Source organism: Streptomyces sp. YKOK-I1 (genome assembly GCF_054660435.1).
The window spans coordinates 1,036,509-1,052,774 of the sequence record NZ_BAAGDR010000001.1 but is presented as its reverse complement, the minus strand read 5'-3'; the positions used below and the strand labels follow the sequence as shown (position 1 = coordinate 1,052,774).

The 16,266-nt window shown below is 73.5% G+C and carries 13 protein-coding genes; 3 read left to right on the top strand and 10 right to left on the bottom strand.

Translation table 11 applies throughout. From position 1 onward, the window contains the following. Positions 1 to 84: 84 nt before the first annotated feature. The 5 genes from exaC to xylB form a co-directional block, all read right to left on the bottom strand. Positions 85 to 1,608, bottom strand: coding sequence for an acetaldehyde dehydrogenase ExaC (gene exaC / locus ACYQ8Q_RS04730; protein WP_460062195.1), 1,524 nt, complete (start codon positions 1,606 to 1,608; stop codon positions 85 to 87). Between the two features lie 56 nt (positions 1,609 to 1,664). Then, the gene (locus ACYQ8Q_RS04725) at positions 1,665 to 2,987 is read right to left on the bottom strand and encodes a GAF domain-containing protein (RefSeq protein WP_460062193.1); all 1,323 of its coding nucleotides are present in this window, start codon (positions 2,985 to 2,987) and stop codon (positions 1,665 to 1,667) included. Between the two features lie 211 nt (positions 2,988 to 3,198). Beyond that, a complete protein-coding gene (locus tag ACYQ8Q_RS04720) occupies positions 3,199 to 3,798 on the bottom strand; it encodes an N-acetylmuramoyl-L-alanine amidase (protein ID WP_460062191.1) in 600 nt (199 codons plus the stop codon). A 159-nt stretch (positions 3,799 to 3,957) separates the two neighbouring features. Continuing rightward, positions 3,958 to 5,169 (bottom strand): ROK family protein, encoded by a 1,212-nt coding sequence (locus ACYQ8Q_RS04715; protein WP_460062190.1) that lies wholly within the window; start codon positions 5,167 to 5,169, stop codon positions 3,958 to 3,960. Positions 5,170 to 5,223: 54 nt separating this feature from the next. Next, positions 5,224 to 6,669, bottom strand: coding sequence for a xylulokinase (gene xylB / locus ACYQ8Q_RS04710; protein ID WP_460062187.1), 1,446 nt, complete (start codon positions 6,667 to 6,669; stop codon positions 5,224 to 5,226). Positions 6,670 to 6,843: 174 nt separating this feature from the next. Here xylB and xylA point away from each other — a divergent pair, with 174 nt between their 5' ends. Both xylA and ACYQ8Q_RS04700 read left to right on the top strand, forming a co-directional pair. After that, positions 6,844 to 8,010, top strand: a complete 1,167-nt coding sequence (xylA, locus tag ACYQ8Q_RS04705) for a xylose isomerase (protein ID WP_460062185.1) — start codon at positions 6,844 to 6,846, stop codon at positions 8,008 to 8,010. A gap of 194 nt (positions 8,011 to 8,204) precedes the next feature. Beyond that, positions 8,205 to 8,588 carry a hypothetical protein gene (locus ACYQ8Q_RS04700; RefSeq protein ID WP_460062183.1) on the top strand — a complete coding sequence of 128 codons (384 nt, stop codon included), beginning with the start codon at positions 8,205 to 8,207 and terminating at the stop codon, positions 8,586 to 8,588. A gap of 49 nt (positions 8,589 to 8,637) precedes the next feature. Here ACYQ8Q_RS04700 and ACYQ8Q_RS04695 read toward each other — a convergent pair whose 3' ends face one another. The 3 genes from ACYQ8Q_RS04695 to ACYQ8Q_RS04685 form a co-directional block, all read right to left on the bottom strand. Further along, positions 8,638 to 9,981, bottom strand: a complete 1,344-nt coding sequence (locus ACYQ8Q_RS04695; protein WP_460062181.1) for an esterase-like activity of phytase family protein — start codon at positions 9,979 to 9,981, stop codon at positions 8,638 to 8,640. A 112-nt stretch (positions 9,982 to 10,093) separates the two neighbouring features. Continuing rightward, positions 10,094 to 11,428, bottom strand: a complete 1,335-nt coding sequence (locus ACYQ8Q_RS04690; protein ID WP_460062179.1) for an SWIM zinc finger family protein — start codon at positions 11,426 to 11,428, stop codon at positions 10,094 to 10,096. Beyond that, positions 11,425 to 14,316 (bottom strand): DEAD/DEAH box helicase, encoded by a 2,892-nt coding sequence (locus ACYQ8Q_RS04685; RefSeq protein ID WP_460062178.1) that lies wholly within the window; start codon positions 14,314 to 14,316, stop codon positions 11,425 to 11,427. The genes ACYQ8Q_RS04690 and ACYQ8Q_RS04685 overlap by 4 nt, the downstream gene beginning before the upstream one ends. A 225-nt stretch (positions 14,317 to 14,541) precedes the next feature. On the opposite strand from ACYQ8Q_RS04685, the gene ACYQ8Q_RS04680 reads away from it, so the two are divergent. Further along, positions 14,542 to 14,724 (top strand): hypothetical protein, encoded by a 183-nt coding sequence (locus ACYQ8Q_RS04680; protein WP_358996930.1) that lies wholly within the window; start codon positions 14,542 to 14,544, stop codon positions 14,722 to 14,724. 138 nt (positions 14,725 to 14,862) lie between these two features. On the opposite strand, the gene ACYQ8Q_RS04675 is transcribed toward ACYQ8Q_RS04680, so the two are convergent. Both ACYQ8Q_RS04675 and ACYQ8Q_RS04670 read right to left on the bottom strand, forming a co-directional pair. After that, the gene (locus ACYQ8Q_RS04675; protein WP_460062176.1) at positions 14,863 to 15,792 is read right to left on the bottom strand and encodes a hypothetical protein; all 930 of its coding nucleotides are present in this window, start codon (positions 15,790 to 15,792) and stop codon (positions 14,863 to 14,865) included. Between the two features lie 135 nt (positions 15,793 to 15,927). Further along, a complete protein-coding gene (locus tag ACYQ8Q_RS04670; RefSeq protein WP_460073168.1) occupies positions 15,928 to 16,263 on the bottom strand; it encodes a hypothetical protein in 336 nt (111 codons plus the stop codon). Between the last annotated feature and the right edge of the window lie 3 nt (positions 16,264 to 16,266).

The following is a 16,266-nucleotide window of genomic DNA, read 5'->3' as shown; positions in this document are numbered from 1 at the left end:
GCGTGTTTCGATTCGCCGCCTGGATGCGCGCCGAGGAGGGCGCCTGACGGGCATCTGCCCAGGTCAGGCGCCCTTTTTCTACTCCTAGAAGAAGCCCAGCTTCTTCGGGGAGTACGACACCAGGAGGTTCTTCGTCTGCTGGTAGTGCTCCAGCATCATCTTGTGCGTCTCCCGGCCGATCCCCGACTGCTTGTACCCGCCGAAGGCGGCGTGCGCCGGGTAGGCGTGGTAGCAGTTGGTCCAGACGCGGCCCGCCTGGATCGCCCGGCCCGCGCGGTACGCCGTGTTGATGTCGCGGGTCCACACGCCGGCCCCGAGGCCGTACAGGGTGTCGTTGGCGATCTTGATGGCGTCGTCGAAGTCGTCGAAGGAGGCCACCGAGACGACCGGTCCGAAGATCTCCTCCTGGAAGACACGCATCCGGTTGTCGCCCTCGAAGATCGTCGGCTGGACGTAGTAGCCGCCCTTCAACTCGCCGTCGTACTCGGCGCGTTCACCGCCGGTGAGCACCTTGGCACCCTCTTGGCGACCGATGTCGATGTAGGACAGGATCTTCGACAGCTGCTCGTTGGACGCCTGCGCGCCGATCATCGTGTCGGTGTCGAGCGGGTTGCCCGGCTTGATCAGCTCGGTGCGGGCGACGGCCGCCTGGAGGAAGTCGCCGTAGTTCCCGCGCTGGATCAGACCGCGCGACGGACAGGTGCACACCTCGCCCTGGTTCAGCGCGAACATCGTGAACCCTTCGAGGGCCTTGTCGCGCAGGTCGTCGTCCTTGTCCCACACGTCGTCGAAGAAGATGTTCGGCGACTTGCCGCCCAGTTCCAGCGTGACGGGCTTCAGGTTCTCCGCGGCGTACTGCATGATCAGCCGGCCCGTGGAGGTCTCGCCGGTGAACGCCACCTTCGCCACCCGGGGGCTGGACGCGAGCGGCTTGCCCGCCTCCGGGCCGAAGCCGTTGACGATGTTCACCACGCCCGGCGGCAGCAGGTCCGCGACCAGGCTCATCCAGTAGTGCAGGGAGACCGGGGTCTGCTCGGCCGGCTTGATGACCACCGCGTTGCCCGCCGCGAGCGCCGGCGCCAGCTTCCATGTGGCCATCAGGATCGGGAAGTTCCACGGGATGATCTGCGCGACGACCCCGAGCGGCTCGTGGAAGTGGTACGCCACCGTGTCGTCGTCGACCTCGCTGAGCGAACCCTCCTGCGCGCGCACCGCCCCCGCGAAGTAGCGGAAGTGGTCGATGGCCAGCGGGATGTCCGCCGCCAGCGTCTCCCGGACCGGCTTGCCGTTCTCCCAGCTCTCCGCGACCGCGAGAGGCTCCAGATAGGCCTCCATACGGTCCGCGATCTTCAGCAGGATGTCCGACCGCTCGGTCGCCGACGTACGCCCCCACCCCGGCGCGGCCGCGTGTGCCGCGTCGAGCGCCCGCTCCACGTCCTCCGCCGTGCCGCGGGCCACCTCGGTGAAGGGCTGCCCGTTGACGGGAGACGGGTTCTCGAAGTACTGCCCGCGGGCCGGCGGCACGTACTCGCCGCCGATGAAGTGGTCGTAGCGCGCCTGGTAGGAGACGATCGCGCCCTCGGTGCCGGGCGCCGCGTAACGGGTCATGCCGGTGTGCCTCCCTCAGCAGGGCCGCCCGCCGTTGGGCGGCTCTGCGCGGCAGGCTAGGGACCCGGACGTTGCAGCAACGTTGCGGTGATCCCCTCGGCACCCGGCCCGGGGCGGACCCAGCCGTCCGGCGCCCTCAGTTCCGCTTCCAGCGCCGCCAGCCGTGCCCGTGTCGCCGCCGTCGGGCGGGCCGCCGCCAGCGCCCGCCAGACGTCCAGATCCTCCTCGCCCCACGGCGCGTGCGCCCAGTCCGCCAGGAGGTCGGGATCCTGGCCGGCGATCAGCGCGGCACGCAGCCCGTCGGCGAGGCGCTGTCGCAGCCTTACGACCGCCGGGGCCTGCGACGCCGGCAGCAGCGGCCCGGAGTACCCCGCTGCGGCGGCCGTCAACGCACCCGACGCCAGGCGCCGTTCGAAGATCGCCACGTCCGACTCCAGGGGAACCGTGAGCCGGTACGGGCGCGAGGCCAGCAGCCCGGGGCCGAGCACCCCGCGCAGCCGGGCGAGCTCCGCCCGCAGGGTCACCGGCGTCACCGTCTCGTCCTCGTACAGCGCGCACAGCAACTCGTCGCCGGTCAGGCCCTCCGGATGACGGGCCAGCAGCACCAGGATCTCGCTGTGCCGGCGGCTGAGCCGGACACTGCGGCCACCGGCGACCAGCCGCGCCTCGTCCCGGCCGAGCACGGTCAGCTCCAGTGCGTCGGGCTGCGGCAACTCGGGGGCGAGCAGGGCGAGCTGGGACTCCGCGGCCCGAGCGACCGCCTGGACGAATCCCAGGCTGTGCGGATGGGCCAGCCCGTTCCCGCCGGTGATGTCCACCGCCCCCAGCACCCGTCCGGTCCGCGGATCGTGCACCGGCGCGGCCGCGCACGTCCACGGCTGCACCTGCCGGATGAAGTGCTCGGCGGCGAACACCTGCACCGGCCGGTCCAGGGCGACCGCCGTGCCCGGCGCGTTCGTCCCGACGGCGCTCTCCGCCCACCGCGCCCCCGGCACGAAGTTCATCGTCCCGGCCTGCTTGCGGGTCGCCGCGTGGCCCTCGACCCACAGCAGCCTGCCGTGCGCGTCGCACACCGCGAGCAGATGCTCCCCGTCGGCGGCGAACGTGCCCATGAGTTCCCGGAACAGCGGCATCACCCGCGCCAGCGGATGCTCGGACCGGTAGCTGCCGAGATCGCCGTCGGTCAGCTCCACACTCGCGGTGCCGTCGGGACCGACACCGGCCCGCGCCGACCGCCGCCACGAGTCGGCCACGACCGACCGCACCGGTCTCGGGACGGTCCCCGCCTCGGTGAACGTCTGGTACGCCCGGCGCAGGATCCGTGCCCGCTCGGCAGGGTCGGCCCCCGGTTCCAGGGCCACCCATGGATCGCTCGACAACTCGCCCTCCCGGGGGACGACACGGCTGGGACATCGGCCGGCGGCATCCGCTGGGGACGTCGCCAGGCGGCATCGGCAGGGGATATCGGCTGGGGACATCGTCACTCCGGGTGTGCGGAGCGACAACCATTTGGACGCGGATCGTCCGAAGCTGCGCATCCGGTTCCCGGTCCGGACCGGGAAGCGCCGCCCGTCGGACGCCCTTCGCCCGTCAGATGCCGTTGACGAGTCTCAGGTAGCGCGCCCAGTCCCAGTTCGGGCCGGGATCGGTGTGGTCGGTGCCCGGGACCTCGTAGTGGCCGATGATGTGCGCACGGTCCCGGGGGATGCCGTACCGCTCGCAGACCGACGCCGTGAGCCGGGCGGAACGCTCGTAGAGCGCGTCGGTGAAATAGGCGGGGCGGTCCACCCAGCCCTCGTGCTCGATGCCGACGCTGCGGGTGTTGACCTCCCAGTTCCCGGCGTGCCAGGCGATGTCGGACTCCCGTACGCACTGCGCCACATGCCCGTCGGCGGACCGCACGACATAGTGCGCCGACACTCTCTTCCTCGGGTTCTGGAAGACGGTCACGGTCTTGGCGAACTCGGTCTGGGTGACATGGATGACGACCCGGTCGACCGGATGGGACGTGGGGCGGTCGGCCGCCGTGTAGTTGGCCGTGGTCGCCGGCTGCCATTCGGCGGGGCGGTAGTCGACGGCCTGGGTCTGCGCACCGGCCGGCGGGTCCGGGAGCAGGGAGTAGGGGACGGCCGCGAGCAGGGCGCCCCGCAGCAGCCGCCGCCGGGTGGGAAGGGACACGTGCGGGGTCATGGCTGGCTCTCCGTTCCGCGGAGGCCGACGGCTGCCCCCGCGTCGATCACATTACGGCGATCACCGGTCGGGCCGTGGGACGTCGGGCGGTTCGGTGGACAGGAGGCTGCATGGGGACAACTCGCTCACTCGAACGCGTAGTTCCGGTTGCAGACGGGGTCAGGAGCCGTCCCTCGCCACCGCCGCCGGATCGTCCAGCACGGCCCGGACAACGGAGTGCGCCGCCCCCAGCAACGGCCCCTCGGGGCCCAGCCGGGAGACGGAGACGGGGCGGGCGGGGCCCGCCGTCCGCCGGGCGAGTTCGGACTCCAGCGACGGCAGCAGCCACGGTGCGAGCCCGGCCAGCGCGCCGCCGAGCACGACGCTCTCGGGGTCCAGCAGGTTGAGCGCACCGGTCAGGGCGATACCGAGGGCCTCGCCCGCCTCGTGCAAGGCGCGCCGTACCTCGGGGTCGCCGTCCGCGGCCCGGCCCGCGAGGAGGCCGACCCGGTCGCCGCCCGGCTCCAGCCCGGCCGCGCGCAGAACCGCCTCCTCGCCGGCGTACTGCTCCAGACACCCCCGGCCGCCGCAGCCGCACCGCGGCCCGTCGGGGTGGACCGGCACATGCCCCAGCTCGCCCGCGAAGCCGCGGGTGCCGCGCAGCAGACTGCCGTCCACGACGACCGCGGCACCGATGCCGATCTCCGCCGACACGTGCAGGAAGTCCTGCGGGGTGTCCTCGCCGAGCCAGAGCTCGGCCAGTCCGCCGAAGTTGGCCTCGTTGTCCACCGTCAGCGGCCAGTCGGCGGGCAGCAGGGCGCCGAGATCGGTGTCGTGCCAGCCGAGGTTCGGGGCGCGTACGACGGTCCGGGCGTCGCGGGCGATCAGGCCGGGGACGGCCACGGCCAGCCCGGCCGGCCACAGCCCCGCGCCCTCCGCCTCCGCGACGGCCTCGCGCAGCAGCCCGGTGAGTTCCTCGATCACCGGCTCGGGGGAACGGCCCCGGTTCGTACCGTGCCGCACGGCACGCGCGCGTACCTCGCCCCGCAGATCGACGACGTACACCGCGAGATGGTCGACGCCGACCTCGGCGCCCAGCCCGGCCGGGCCGCGCCCGCTGACCGCCAGCGCCGACCCGGGCCGGCCCACCCGGCCGGGCCGCTCCGGGCCGAGCTCCTCCAGCAGTCCGGTGCGTATCAGCTCGTCGACGAGGGTCGACACCGCCGCACGGGTCAGACCGATGCGTGAGGCGACCGCCGCCCGGGACAGCGGCCCCTCGGCGCTCACGGTGTGCATCACCCGCGCCAGGTTGCGGCGGCGCATGCCCTGCTGGGTGTCGGGCAGCGCGCGCCCCGGGCCGGTGGCGCGGGCCTCGTGCAGCGGTGCGGTCATGCCTCCGTCGATTCGTTGCTTCGTCGATTCATTGATGAGCCGATAGGTCGCGGCTCAGCCGGTGTGCGTGCTCCGCTCCAGCAGCGGGGCCGCGTCGGAGAGTACCCCGGCGATCCTGGTCAGCGTCGCGTCGTCCCGCTCCACGGCGTCGAGGACCGGGCCGCGCGCGGTGTTCCAGCGGCGGGCGACCGCGGCCGGGTCCTCGCCGGTCAGCAGCCCGGCCGCCTGGGCCGCCGCGCCCAGCGCGACGAGCTCCTTGGCCTCGGGGATCTGCACCGGCCGCCCCGACAGCCGCCGTACGGTCTGCTGCCAGGCCGTGCCCCGCGCGCCGCCACCGATCAGCAGCAGCGGAGCCGACGGGTCCGCGTCCTCGTCGAGGACCAGGTCCAGCGCGCCGAGCAGCGAGTGCACGGCACCGTCGTAGGCGGCCTGCAGCAGCTGCCCGGCGGTGGTGTCGTGGCGCAGGCCGTGCAGCAGACCCGAGGCGTTCGGCAGGTTCGGGGTGCGCTCGCCGTCCAGGTAGGGCAGCAGCGTGAGGTCCGAGGTGGGCTCCACGGCCTCTCGGTCCAGGCCCAGCAGGGCCGCGAGGCGGTCCACGGCGAGCGTGCAGTTCAGCGTGCAGGCCAGCGGCAGCCAGTCGCCGTGGGCGTCCGCGAAGCCCGCCACGGTGCCGGTGGGGTCGGCCGGCCGGTGCTTCGACACCGCGTACACCGTGCCGGACGTGCCGAGGCTGAGCACCGGGGTGCCCGCACGCAGCCCGAGGCCCAGCGCGGCCGCCGCGTTGTCGCCGGTGCCCGCGGCGACCAGCGTGCCCTTGGCGAACGGCAGGTCATGGCTGTCGCGCACGGTGCCCGCGATCTCGCCGGGCCGCACCACGCGGGGCAGCAGCGCCGGGTCGAGCCCCACGCGCGCGAGGATCCCCTCGTCGTACCCTTCCGTCGCCGACGCCCACCAGCCGGTGCCGGAGGCGTCGCCGCGGTCGGTGGTGCCCTCACCGGTGAGGCGCTCGGTCAGGTAGTCGTGCGGGAGCCGTACCGCCTTCGTGGCACGCAGCGCGTCCGGCTCGTTCTCGGCGAGCCACGCCCACTTGGTGACCGTGAAGGACGCGGCCGGGACGGATCCGGTGCGCTCCGCCCAGAACTTCGCCCCGCCCAGCTCCTCGGTCAGCCGCCGGGCCTGGGGGGCCGAGCGCACGTCGTTCCACAGCAGCGCGGGCCGCACCGGCTCACCGTGCCCGTCCAGCGTCACCAGGCCGTGCTGCTGCCCGCCGATCGACACCGCGGCGGCCTCGCGTGCCGGCTCACCGCACTGGCGCAGCGCCTCGTGCAGCGCGTCCCACCACCGGCGCGGGTCGCTCTCCCGGCCGGCCCCGGTGGAGACCGCGTGCGGCGCCTGGCCACTCGCGACGATCTCGCCGGTGCCCGCGTCGACGACCAGCGCCTTGGTGGACTGGGTGGACGAGTCCACCCCGACGACGAGCGGACCCTCGGCTGCTGACATCGGGTTCTCCCTCAAGTTTTTCCGCGGCTCCGCGGGATCTGTCTTCCCAGAGATGCGTTCGCATACTAATTTGTAAACGGCCATGACGAAATAGTTCGCCACCGATCGCCAACTGATCGCCACCGATCGCACGACCCTCTGCACAACCCCTCTGCACAACAAGGAGCCGCGGCAATGAGCTACCAGCCCACCCCTGAGGACAGGTTCACCTTCGGCCTGTGGACCGTCGGCTGGCAGGGAAGGGACCCGTTCGGCGACGCCACGCGGCGTGCCCTCGACCCGGTCGAGACGGTGACGCGCCTGGCCGAGCTGGGCGCCTACGGCGTGACCTTCCACGACGACGACCTGATCCCGTTCGGGTCCTCCGACAGCGAGCGCGAGGAGCACATCAAGCGCTTCCGTCAGGCCCTGGACACCACCGGCATGACCGTGCCGATGGCCACCACCAACCTCTTCACGCACCCCGTCTTCAAGGACGGCGCGTTCACCGCGAACGACCGCGACGTGCGCCGCTACGCCCTGCGCAAGACGATCCGCAACATCGACCTGGCCGCCGAGCTCGGCGCGAAGATCTACGTCGCCTGGGGTGGCCGTGAGGGCGCGGAGTCCGGTGCCGCCAAGGACGTGCGCGTCGCCCTCGACCGCATGAAGGAGGCGTTCGACCTCCTCGGCGAGTACGTCACCTCCCAGGGCTACGACCTGCGCTTCGCCCTCGAGCCCAAGCCGAACGAGCCGCGCGGCGACATCCTTCTGCCCACCGTCGGCCACGCGCTCGCGTTCATCGACCGCCTGGAGCGCCCGGAGCTGTACGGCGTCAACCCGGAGGTCGGCCACGAGCAGATGGCGGGCCTGAACTTCCCGCACGGCATCGCGCAGGCGCTGTGGGCGGGCAAGCTCTTCCACATCGACCTCAACGGTCAGTCCGGCATCAAGTACGACCAGGACCTGCGCTTCGGCGCCGGCGACCTGCGCTCCGCGTTCTGGCTGGTCGACCTGCTGGAGAGCGCCGGCTACGCGGGCCCGAAGCACTTCGACTTCAAGCCGCCGCGCACCGAGGACCTCGACGGCGTGTGGGCCTCGGCAGCGGGCTGCATGCGCAACTACCTGATCCTCAAGGAGCGCGCGGCCGCCTTCCGCGCCGACCCGGAGGTCCAGGAGGCCCTGCGCGCCTCCCGCCTGGACGAGCTGGCCCAGGCGACCGCCGCCGACGGTCTGCAGGGCCTGCTCGCCGACCGGACCGCGTTCGAGGACTTCGACGCCGACGCGGCCGCCGCCCGCGGCATGGCCTTCGAGCGCCTCGACCAGCTCGCCATGGACCACCTCCTGGGCGCCCGCGGCTGACCCGCTCCGGTCCGGACTCCGGTCCGGACTCCTGACCGGACTCCTCAGCCGGACTCCTCAGTCGGACTCCTGGGCCGGACCCCGGACCGGGCCTCCGTACGGAATACGCCGGAATCATGCCCTCCACGGCATGAGCCGGTATCAACTTCCGTGCGGAGGTCGTTCCCGGCCCTGTTCGCGGGGACGCTGGACGTATGGCCACGCCACCCGTTCCGCCTCACCCGCCCGGCCCGCCGGGCGACACACCGCCGCACGGCGGCTTCGGACCGCCCGCCCCCGGCTACGGCCCCGGCGGCCCCCGACGGCGCCGGAACCCGCTCGTCGCGGTGCTCGTGCTGCTCGTCGCCGCCGCTGCCGTGTTCGTCGTCGTCCTGATGGCCTCGTCCGGCGACGACTCCCCGGACGACAAGCCGACCGGCGGGACCGGCACCACGCCCGCTCCCTCGATCAGCCTGCCGACGGAACTGCCCGGCACCCTGCCGAGCGAGCTGCCGTCCCAGCTCCCGAGCACTCTGCCGACGGAGCTGCCGAGCGACCTGGACTCGCTGCTGCCGTCCCTGACGGCGCTGTTGCCCTAGCCCGTACGCGCGCGTGGAGGCACACGAGCCTCCACGCGCGCGTACGGCGTCAGATGCCCCGCGGCAGCCGCATGTAGGTCACGGTCGTCTCGATGCCGCTGTCCACCAGCCGGCCCTGTGCGTCGAACGCGCCCGCGCCGTCCGTCATCCCGAAGTCGTTGTCGTTGATCAGGGCCAGCGTGTCGTGGTCCACGCGCGCGACGCCCTCGATCTTCCCGGGCACTCCCGCGACCTTGCCCAGGTCGACCACCAGCCGCTTGGCGAGCACCGGGACACCCGAGGCCGCCGGGTCGGCGAGCTGCTCCAGCGACGGTGAGGTCGTGTCGTCGTCCCACCGGCCGCCCAGGATGTCCGCGCCCCGCGTCAGACGCACCACCTGCAACCGCGCGGCCCTGTCCGTCCGCTCCTCGACCAGCAGCCGGTCGCCGCCCACCGCGACCACGGAGGAGATCTTCAGCTCGGAGGTGTCGTCCTCGCCCGGGTCGACCACGTCCACCGGGTCGAAGCGGTACGCGTACTCGGCGGTGACCGCTTTCTTCCGGGGCGAGAAACGCACCAGCCGGGTGGTGAGCGAGGCCTCCCCGGCGTCCGTGTCGGGCAGCGACAGAGGACTCTGTACGGCCAGCACCAGGTCCCCGCCGGGAAGCTGGGCGAGGCCCTCGAAGCCCCGGTTGATCTTGCGGTGCAGCAGCACCGAGGGCAGCGCCTCCACCACCGGGTAGTCCGCGCCCGTGAGGTTCAGCCCCTTGGGCACATAGCGGGTCAGCACCTTCCCGCGCGCGGAGACGTGCACCAGCGAGGGGCCGTACTCGTCGGCGAGCCAGAAACTCCCGTCCGCGGCCCGCACGATGCCCTCGGTGTCCAGCCCGTTCAGGTGGTACGACAGGGGCGTCCGCGCGTCGTAGGAGTACGGCGCCTCGTCGCGGCCCTCCTGGTTCGACAGACCGGTGACGGGCTTCCCGGACGACGTGGTGATCGGGATGGCCTCCAGCACCTTCACCGTGTCACCGCTCACGCGGATCCGCACGATCGCGGGATCGAAGCCGGGGACCGGAAACGTACGGCGCTTCTTCCCGTCGATCTTGATCTGGCCGTTGGGCCCGCGGTCCGTGATCGTCCAGAACTCGCCCTTGCGGCCCGTCGGGTAGATGTCGCTGCCGATCCCGCCGAGGTCCACGCCCCGGTCGTCGTCCACCGTGCCCGGCAGCAAACCGTTGCTGAACGTCCCGAGCGGGAGGTCGCCCAGCGTGGCGGTCCGCGTCACACGCGCCTGCCCGGCCGCGGTGCCCGCGGTCGCCGGACCGGCCAGGGCGAGAGCGGCCAGCACGGCGAGCGGCACGCCCGCCGCGAGGGAACGGTGGACGCGGCGCCGGCCGACGGGGTGCGGGGACATCAAGCCTCCTGAAGGGCAAGTTCGGTGACAGCGGCCAGAGTTGGCGCACCCGCCGAACGGGACACGACGTTCCGGTGAACGCGGGGCGTCCGCCGCCCGACGGACCGCCGCCTCACCCCTTCCGAGCTAGGGAAAGCGCTTCCCCGCCCCCTTCGTCCCCTTCGCCTCTTTCCCCCTCCTCGTCCGACCGGGCCGCAGCCAGGGCCGTCGCCGGGTCCCGTGCCGCGATCCCGGCCGGAACCCAGCGCCCGCCCTCCTTGCGGTACGGCCACCAGCGACCGTCCCGCCCGAGCCGCACCTGACCGGACTCGCCGACCACCGTCCACCGGTTGCCCCGCGCCCGCAGCACCGGTCGTTCGTCCTCCTCCCAGGCCGACTCCAGCGCCGCACGCGCGCGTGCCAGCGCCTCGCCCTCCACCGTCCACTCCTCCTCCAGCACCGACAGGGCCGCCGCACCGCCGTGCCGCCAGGCCTGTACGGCCCGCGCCAACTGCTCCCGGCCGCGCCCCGACCCGGCGCCGAGCCGTTCGCCCACCGCGTCGGCCCCCGTCTCGCCGGACTCGCCCGCGGCCAGCCGCACCGCGTCCTGAGCGGCCGTCAGCCGCTCCGCCGGGGGAAGTGCGCCCGCTCCCTCGCGCAGGGCCTCCGCGAGCCGCAGACGGGCGGCTGCGGCCGTCCGGGCGGCCAGGATCCGCAGAGCCGCCGGCTCCACCCCGGGCGGCGCCGGGACGTCCGTGTCCCACGAGGGCGGAACACCCGGCTCCGAGGGAACCTCGGGCAGGGCGGGCAACGGCGGCAGGACGTCCCCCGCCGCATACGCCTCGGCCGCGTCCACCCCGTCCGGCCGAGCGGGCTCCGCCGCTGCGGGAGCGGCCGCGCCACGGGCCTGGAGCGCGTCCAGTACGGCCCGCTCGGCGCGTCCCCTGATCAGCAGCAGGAGGAACGGATCCTGGTCGAGCAGCCGCGCCACCTGGTAACAGAGTGCCGCGGTGTGACCGCAGTGGTCCCAGGCCCCGCAGTCGCACTCGGCCTCCAGCTCGCCGAGCCCCGGCAGCAGGGCGACCCCCGCCGTCTCCGCGTCCTCCACCAGATGTGGCGGCATCTCGCGGTCGAGGAGCGCGGCCACATGCCCCGACCGCTCCGCCGCCAGGTCCAGGAACCGGTCCCACTCCGGGTCGGAGAGCTCCTCCAGCATCACATCGGCCCGATGCGCCGTGCGGTCGCGCTCCCGTACGACGGCCGTGATGCGCCCCGGCCGCACCGACACCGCCCCCACGGCACCCGCCCGCGCCAGCCGGCGCCCCGACCGCACGCTCTCCGAGACCAGCGCGCCGTCCTCCAGCGCGGCCAGCCACGCCCGGCCCCACCAGCTCTGCGCGAAGCCCTTCCCGCGCGCGGGAGGCAACGCCGCGAACGTACGCTCCGGATCGCCTTCGTGTGCCTTCATCGCACGCCCCCACGCAGCTCGACCAGTTCCGCCAGTTCGCTGTCCGTCAGCTCCGTGAACGCCGCCTCGCCGGACCCCAGCACGGCGTCGGCCAGTCCCTGCTTGCGGCGCAGCATGTCCGCGATCCGGTCCTCGATCGTGCCCTCGGCGATCAGCCGGTGGACCTGCACCGGCCGGGTCTGCCCGATGCGGTACGCCCGGTCGGTCGCCTGCGCCTCCACAGCCGGGTTCCACCAGCGGTCGTAGTGCACGACGTGCTCCGCGCGCGTGAGGTTGAGGCCGGTCCCGGCCGCCTTCAACGACAGCAGGAACACGGGCACCTCCCCGTCCTGGAACCGCCCCACCATCGCCTCGCGCTCGGCCACGGGAGTCCCGCCGTGCAGGAACTGCGTCGGCACACCGCGTGCCGCCAGATGCCGCTCCAACAGCCGCCCCATGCGCACGTACTGCGTGAACACCAGGACGCCCGCCCCCTCGGCGAGGATCGTGTCCAGGAGCTCGTCCAGCAGTTCCAGCTTCCCGGAGCGCCCGGCAGCCCCCGGCCGATCCTCCTTGAGGTACTGCGCCGGATGGTTGCAGATCTGCTTGAGGCCGGTCAGCAGTTTCACGATCAGCCCGCGCCGCGCCATGTCGTCGGCCCCGGCGATCGCCGCCAGCGTCTCGCGCACCACCGCCTCGTACAGGCCGGTCTGCTCCGTGCTGAGCGACACCGGTCGGTCGGTCTCGGTCTTGGGCGGCAGCTCCGGCGCGATCCCCGGGTCCGACTTGCGCCGACGCAGCAGGAACGGCGCCACGAGCCGGGACAGCCGCTCCGCCGCGGCCGGATCCCCGCCGCCCTCCACCTCGCGCGCGTACCGTCTGCGGAAGGTGCCCAGCCGGCCCAGCAGACCCGGTGTCGTCCAGTCCAGGATCGCCCACAGTTCCGACAGGTTGTTCTCCACCGGTGTGCCCGTCAGCGCCACACGCGCGCGTGCCCCGAGGGTGCGCAGGGCGCGTGCGGTCGCCGAGTAAGGGTTCTTCACATGCTGCGCCTCGTCCGCGACGACCAGACCCCAGGGCACCTCGCCGAGCCGGTCCGCATCCAGCCTCAGGGTGCCGTAGGTCGTCAGCACGAACTCCCCGTCCGCCAGGGCGTCCAGCGCACGCCGCGGTCCGTGGAACCGGCGCACCGGAGTGCCCGGGGCGAACCGCTCGATCTCCCGCTGCCAGTTGCCCATCAGGGACGTCGGGCAGACCACCAGAGTCGGACCGGCCGCCGCGGCGTCCGACTGGCGGTGCAGATGAAGGCTGATCAGCGTGATGGTCTTGCCCAGCCCCATGTCGTCGGCCAGACAGCAGCCGAGCCCCAGCGAGGTGTTCCGCGCCAGCCAGTCCAGGCCGCGCCGCTGGTAGTCGCGCAGGGTCGCGTCCAGCGCGGGGGGCTGGTCGAGCGGCTCCTGCGCCCCGGGGTCCGTCAACCGCTCCCGCAGGCCCGCGAGCCACCCCGTGGGCTGTACCTCGACCACCTGGCCGTCCACCTCGGTGGACCCGGCCAGCGCGGCGCCCAGCGCCTCGACAGGCGTCACCTTGCCGTCCTGGTGCGCGCGGGCCCGGCGCGCTTCCTCCGGGTCGATCAGGACCCACCGGTCGCGCAGCCGGACGAGGGGCCGGTTGGCCTCGGCAAGCCGGTCCAGCTCCTCGCGCGTGAGCCGCTGGTCGCCCAACGCGAACCACCAGGTGAATGACAGCAGGGCGTCCGCCGACAGGAACGACGGGGTGTCCGGGCCGAAGCCGTTTCCGTCCGTGCCGACTCCCTCCGTGCCGTTTCCCTCCGTGCCGTCCTCCGGTGGGCCGACCACCGCGCGGGCGGTCAGGGCCGGGGCGAGCTCCCTCGGCCAGTGCACCTCGACCCCCGCGGCCGCCAGCGCCCGCGAGCCCTCCCCGAGCAGTTCGGCGATCTCCTCCTCGAGGAGACCGACGGCGTCCGGCACGGCGGCGGACAGCAGCGGTGTGAGCGCGGGCCAGGCCCGGGCCGCGCGGCGCAGCGCGAGCAGTGCGTCCCTGCGCGCGCGTGGACCGAAGCGACCCTGCACGGCCCCCGCTTCACCCCAGATCTCGGCGGCCTCCACGACGAGCGCGGGATCGCTGACGCTGTGCATCTGGGGCACGGCCCGGAACCGTGCCTCAGACGCGTCGGGCATCGGCTCCGACTCTCCGGGCTCGATCCCGGACACCTCGACGCGCAGCGAGAGCCGGACGCCCGCGTCGTGGCCCGCGGCGACATCGTCGGCCCAGGCACGCAGTTCCGGCAGCCGGCGTGGCTCAGGTGCCGCGTAGGCCGGTCCGCCGGTCACGAGCGGCGCCGCGGGGGAGCGGGGCAGCGCGTCGGCGACCGCGTCCAGGAAGGCCCGCAGCAGCCGTTCCGGATCCGGCAGCCGCAGCGGCGCGGCGGCGTCCACGGGCACGGCGTGCGCCTCGGGCGGCATGGAGGCGGCCAGTCGGCGGACGGCCTCGACGTCGTCCGGGCCGAGGGGGCCGATCCGCCAGGCGTCGTGGTCGTCCGGGGAAAGGCCGGGCAGCAGCTGCCCCCGCGCCACGAACCGCAGCGCCAGCAGCGATGCCGCGCCCCAGAACACAGTCGCCCGGTGCCCTTCCTGGGCGACACGCGCGTGTGCGAGAACCGGCAGGGCCTCCCGCACCGGTATCCGGACGGCACGCACGCGGGTGAGGGTCACGCCGACATCGGCGGGCCGGACGACCGGCAGATCCTCGACGGCCGCCGAGGCCGGGGAGAGACGGGAAGGGAGCCGGCCCCGGTCGGGTCGCCAGAACGCGACGGCGCCGGTGCGCGCCGGGACGGCGGGCACGAACACGGCTTGGCACCCGGCCAGTTCGGAGATCTCGGACACTGTTTCCACGGGAACCCTCTGCGCAGCGGTGAGTGCACTTCTCAAGTTTGACTAGCCGGGTCGGGGTCGCCGAGGGTACAGCATTCCCAGGGCCGCCTCAGAGCCGCCTCAGGGCTGCCTCGGGGTGGAGGTCAGGGACGTTTCAGGGTCGGTTCCGGAACCGCGCGCGGCGCGGACCCGTTTTCATGACAGAGAGCGGCAGGGGCCGCGAAGGAGGCGACGCACATGTCGAGGAACGCGAAGATCGCCGCCGGAGGTGTGGCGGTCGGGATTCTGCTGTTGATCTGGCTGCCCTGGTGGGCGGCTCTGCTGATCGTCCTGGGGGTTCCGGCGGCGGCCTACCTCACGCTGGATCCCGCACAGCGGCGCAGGCTGCGCCGCGTCACCCGCAAGGAGCTCGGTCGCTGACAGGGCTGTTGGCAGAGCCGGGCCGGAGAGCCGACGAGGGAGCCACCGGGTGCGAGGACCGCGGTGGGCGCGCGTCCCGGTGGGACGGGCGGGGCGTGACGCCCCCGCAGAGCGCCTCACCGCGGCTCTCGCACCGCCTCAGAACGGGCGTACGGCCATGTCGTCCAGCGCTTTCAGGAGTCCCGGCAGTTCCGGTCCCCGGCCGACCGGGAGCACCTCGCCGGGCCGCGTGTCCAACAGGAGGAACGCGATGTCGTCGGTCCGAGCCACGAGCGACCAGCCGGGGCCGTCGGCGCGCAGGGTGCGGGCATCGCCGGGCGCGAACGACGACCGTACGCGACCCGGTGGCGGTGGAGTCTCCACATAGGCACGGGCCTCGGCCAGCACCCGCCGGATGTCGCCGTGTTTTGTCGGCGGGGTCTGCCCGGCCTCGGTCCCGTCCGCGTCCCGGTCGCTGCCGCCTTCCGTGTTCGGGCCGCCGTCCTGCTCCGCCGCGTCCGCCCCGGCCTCGGCGTCCACCGGGCCGGAGCCCTCGGCGCGCCCCGCCGTGTCGGCCTCCGTGACGAAGTCGGCGTCGTCTATCCGGTCCCGCCACAGGGTCCACTGGACCGCGATCTCGTCGGCCCCCAGGCGCCGCGTGGCCGGACCCCACACGGAGGTGTCCGGCGGGGTCAGCGCGGGCCCGTCGGTGATCTCCGGGGCGGGATCGTGCGGTGCGGGCACACCGGGCGCCGCGACGGCGACGTCCAAGGGCCACCCGGGCAGCGCCGCGACCACCGTCCGCTCGTCGGGCGACAGCTCGTGCTCCATGCCGCAGTCCCACGACGCGATCGCGACCGCCACGAGCGACACGTCGTCGATGACGACCGTCCATCGCGCGCCCTCGCCGTCCTGGCCCAGCACCAGGCCGTAGCCTTCGGCCAGCGGCGCGAGGTCGAGCGCCGCGCAGGCCTCCGGGTAGTCGTCCCCGAGCGCCGCCGGGAACTTCGCCGGCGTCAGCAGCGCCGCCGTGAGCACATAGAGCGCGTCGTCCGCGGCGGCGACGGTGTCCTCGTCCGTCCCGGCCATCCCAGCCTCCCCATCCGTTGGTCCAACGGCGCGCACCCTAGTGCGGCGGGAAGGGGCTTGTCACGACTCCCCGGCATACCCGGAGCTGCTGTTTTCCGGCCTGACGGGGCGAAACGGCCACCCTTCACCGATCTGTCACACGCCGGGGAGCCCCAGCAGCGCCCGCGCCACGGTCCCGGGTGACTGGTCGCGCTCCCGCGCGAGGGCGACGACGGCACGGCAGGCGAGTTCATTGACCCCGAAGGACAGCGCCTCCGGCGACACCCAGCCCGCCGCCTCCTCGATCCGGTCCTGATCGTCCTCCGCGCGGGCGGAGACGTACACCGCGGCCGCCTCGAACAGATTGTGCGGGCGTTTCGCGGCGGCGGAACCCTTCCCGGAGGCGGGCCGTGACCTGCCGGGGCCGTCGGGCGACGGTGTGCTCCGCGCTCCGAAGAGCCTCGCACCGGCCTTGCGGATCCTGTCGAACATGGT